The organism is Microcystis sp. M53598_WE2 (assembly GCF_030067735.1).
Lineage (GTDB): Bacteria > Cyanobacteriota > Cyanobacteriia > Cyanobacteriales > Microcystaceae > Microcystis > Microcystis aeruginosa.
In genome coordinates this window covers 1-3495 of sequence record NZ_JASJFE010000765.1, presented here as the reverse complement: position 1 = coordinate 3495, position 3495 = coordinate 1, and the positions used below count along the sequence as shown (strand labels likewise).

The 3495-nt window shown below is 39.3% G+C and carries 3 protein-coding genes; 1 reads left to right on the top strand and 2 read right to left on the bottom strand.

Going from position 1 to position 3495, the window contains the following annotated elements:
• Window positions 1-112 precede the first annotated feature (112 nt).
• Window positions 113-400 carry a hypothetical protein gene (locus PX636_RS15640; protein ID WP_239698060.1) on the top strand — a complete coding sequence of 96 codons (288 nt, stop codon included), beginning with the start codon at window positions 113-115 and terminating at the stop codon, window positions 398-400.
• A 146-nt stretch (window positions 401-546) separates the two neighbouring features.
• On the opposite strand, the gene PX636_RS15635 is transcribed toward PX636_RS15640, so the two are convergent.
• Both PX636_RS15635 and PX636_RS15630 read right to left on the bottom strand, forming a co-directional pair.
• Window positions 547-1392 (bottom strand): M15 family metallopeptidase, encoded by an 846-nt coding sequence (locus PX636_RS15635; protein ID WP_288117759.1) that lies wholly within the window; start codon window positions 1390-1392, stop codon window positions 547-549.
• 45 nt (window positions 1393-1437) lie between these two features.
• Window positions 1438-3027 (bottom strand): SH3 domain-containing protein, encoded by a 1590-nt coding sequence (locus tag PX636_RS15630; protein WP_288117758.1) that lies wholly within the window; start codon window positions 3025-3027, stop codon window positions 1438-1440.
• Between the last annotated feature and the right edge of the window lie 468 nt (window positions 3028-3495).

Below are 3495 nucleotides of genomic sequence, written 5' to 3'. Positions count from 1 at the left end.
GCTGATAAGTAGGTGGGTGGAATTAAATATAAAATGAACGTAGGTTGGGTTGAAGCATGAAACCCAACGCCCGCATGGGTTACGCTACCGCTAACCCATCCTACAAATAATTGTGCCTACCTACTTAAGTTTATCTACAAAACTTAAGGATGCGGAATATTTTTATAATGTGTATTATAGCGATGAGAATGAAGAAGTAATCGATCAATTGTCATCTGAGCAATATTGGAAACAAGCACAACGTCCATTGAGTACAGCCCTTTCCCTTATTCAACAAGGAACCGAATTTCGGTTCTTCGGTTTGTCTTATGCAATGGACGGGGTTATAAGGGATGAAACCCTTATAGAAACAGACATTACTGCGATTTTTGTCAATTGTTTGCGATCTGGAGCGAACTAATCAATTAAATCTCTTGCCAGATCAGGATTTAGTCGATTTATGTCTCCATATAGAATCATACCAAGTAACGAAGAACCCAACATTTTTGGTTTTAACGCTAGAATTTTATCTAATGACCTTTTGTCAACGAGAGAGTCTAGGTATAATCATTGTCTTTGTGTCTTTGCTACTCTAAAAATTTCTTGAGCTGTTGCTGAACCGACAAAACGCCAGTGCCAAGGTTCATAACTAACACCTTGGAAATTGTTTTTCGGAAATGATAGTTCAAAGCCATATTGAGCAGCGTGAACTTCTAGCCAGCGATAGGCTTCAGTAGAGTCGAATGTCAATTTGAGGATAGTATTAGGACTTTTACCGTCACCAACATCGAGAGCATAGCCTGTATGATGTTCGCTGAAACCTGGAGGCGCACTCAGTTTAGAGGCTGCTTTCTTGCTTCCTTGGCGTTGAATTTGTCGCTCAAACAGCTTTTTTTGATCGGCAACTGAGCGAAAGCCAGAAACAGGAATGATCTCAATTCCCTCTTGTTGAGCGGCTAATTGCATCTGTTTAAACATCTCTGCCGCTTCTCGATTTAGATATGCTTTACGTTCGTAGAAAATACCAATTTCCACTAAATCATTAGCATTTTCTTCGTATTTTATATGAAAAGGAATTTCAGTTTGGTTAGGGGGTGAAAGTACAGTGTAATTCTTGGGAGGTGGCGAAGATAGTGAATAGATATCATCAGCACCAGTAACCATGGGCGAAGGAACTGGCAAAGCTTTGGATGTATTTGCCAAAGGATAAGGTCGCTGTAAGGGAGGCGTTAGAGTATTTTTAGGGATAGGAGCAGGGGAATTTAGAGAAGTAGAAGAAACTGAAGGCGAGGTAGAAACTATCGCAGTGGTTGGCGGTTCAGTCGGCTGTTTAAACCCTAAATAAATCGATACACCCATTACAACAATTATAGGAATAATAAAATATCGAAAATCTGAAATAAAAGATTTCATATTAGTTGTAGTAATTGTGTGCAGTTACTTATTGTCACACTAGAGCTAGTCAGGAATAATTAATTGAGCAGCAATCCAGCCTGTCGTACCAGACTGAGGATGATAGACTTTATACCACTGATAACCCCCTCTATCATAGCTACTACCCAAAATTTGTAGGCGATCGCCTGTACGGACAGTTCCTACCACCCCATAAACAGTCCCAGCGCCAGAACGTATATTTTTGGTTCCTGGGGTGCCGCTAACTGCGGCATTAGTTCCGCTGGACGAAACTTTTGGTGGAGATTGAGATGGAGGTTGGATTTGCGGTTGACTTGGATAAGTAGTTTGACCATCAACAGCAAGTAAATTACCTGCAATCCATCCGTCTGCTCCTGATTGGGGAAAATATATATGATACCAAATGAAGTTATCGCTATTTCTAACAGATTTGATAACTTGAACGCGATCGCCGGGATAGGCAATATGTCTTGTTGGGTATTCTAAACCAGGACCCCTGCGAATATTTTTCTGCCCTGGTTCTCCTACAATTGTGGCATTACTGCTACCAGATGGGACAGAGGAAACATCTTCAGGAACTTTAGCAATACTAATGACAGGATTATCATTAACAGTAATACCAATAGTTTCCCTATCAGTTTTACTGCCATCACTGGCTGTGATGATTAGATTGTCTGAACCAGCGTAGTTTTGCCGACCTCGGTAAATGATTCCGGCGGCATTGGCTAAAGTTTTATTAATTTTAGTCGTATCGCCTTTGAGAGTAATTTTTTTGGTTTTATTATTCTCGATGTCGTTGGCGGTTAGTCCATTAGGTATGTCTGTTTTAACAGTAAGAATACCATTGGTGACTTCAAGAGTGACTGTCAGGTTTGGATTATTGGGATCGCTGAGAGTCATTCCACTAATTGGTAAGTCAGTATTTTGGTTAGTGAATTGCTTACTTGGTACGGTAATAATAGGAGGAGGATTGGTAGGAACAACGGTGATGCTAATCGATTTGCTATCAAGATTAGAATTAACATCTTCCGAGTTGCTAGGAGGCCACAGCACTATTTTCTCTCCATCGCTAACTGTAGCAGTGAGCATATCCTCGCCACTGAAATTTTTATTCCTTCGATAGATGAGTCCTCCAGAGTCGGCTAATGTGCTGTTAATTTGTTTAACAGTGCCAGTGAGAGTGACTTGTGTACTTTGGTTGTTACTGATGTCTTTGGCTGTCAATCCTTTAGCGACATTAGGCTTGATATTGAGGGTTCCATTGGTAGCTTTTAGGGTGATGGTCAAGGTTAAATTATCAGCAGATAAAAGGCTGATTCCGCTAATAGATAAGTTAGCATTCTCTTTAACTGTTTGAGAGCTAGGAACATTCAGAATTGAGTCTTTATCCTGAATTTTAATCGTAAAGGGTTTGCTAATTCCTCCATCCCCATCAGTAATTTTGAACTCAACTTGACGAGAGCCTATTTTGGGATTTCTAGATACACTTTGATAGACAATGTTGCGGACTAAAGCTTGTGCCGCTTCTCGTGTGGCGCTAGTATTAAATTTGACAAGTAAAGGTTCTGTCTCTTTGCCTCCCTCAAAACTGCCAATAATTTTACCTCCATTATGATGTTTCAATTTTAAGTTCAAACCAGTTTTTTGCTACTGCCCCAGCTGCCTCAAAATTTGATGCTTATTACAAAACAAGGCAAAAATGGCTCAAACATAATCATCTCGCTACATTAATCTAAAATCAATGACAAATGCTGTAGTTTTGTTTCTAGTGTCAGCTGCGTTCACTTAATTTTGCTGTAATATATAAACTTTCGTAAGTTTTTGTTAGTTGCCTGATTACAACGACCACTCTTGAGACCCAAAAATAGTTACGATTGTCGAAAGGTTTTCATTGGTCTGTGATAATTTTACTAAATGTGATAAAACTTGAATGAGTGGACCCTGATATAATGTTCGTTGTAGGCAAGTGATCTTTGTACAGATGTGTTCGTTAGGTCAGGTTTGACTGTAACTTACATTTATAAAGCTTTAAAACTTTACATATTAGTACTCACTTTTCCTAATTCTCTTTTTACCAATGCAATGTAATAGTGAAGGAAAGAT

Bases quoted from the DNA above. Each gene is read 5' to 3' on its own strand.
- PX636_RS15635 (WP_288117759.1), bottom strand. From the start codon at position 1,392: ATGAAATCTTTTATTTCAGATTTTCGATATTTTATTATTCCTATAATT.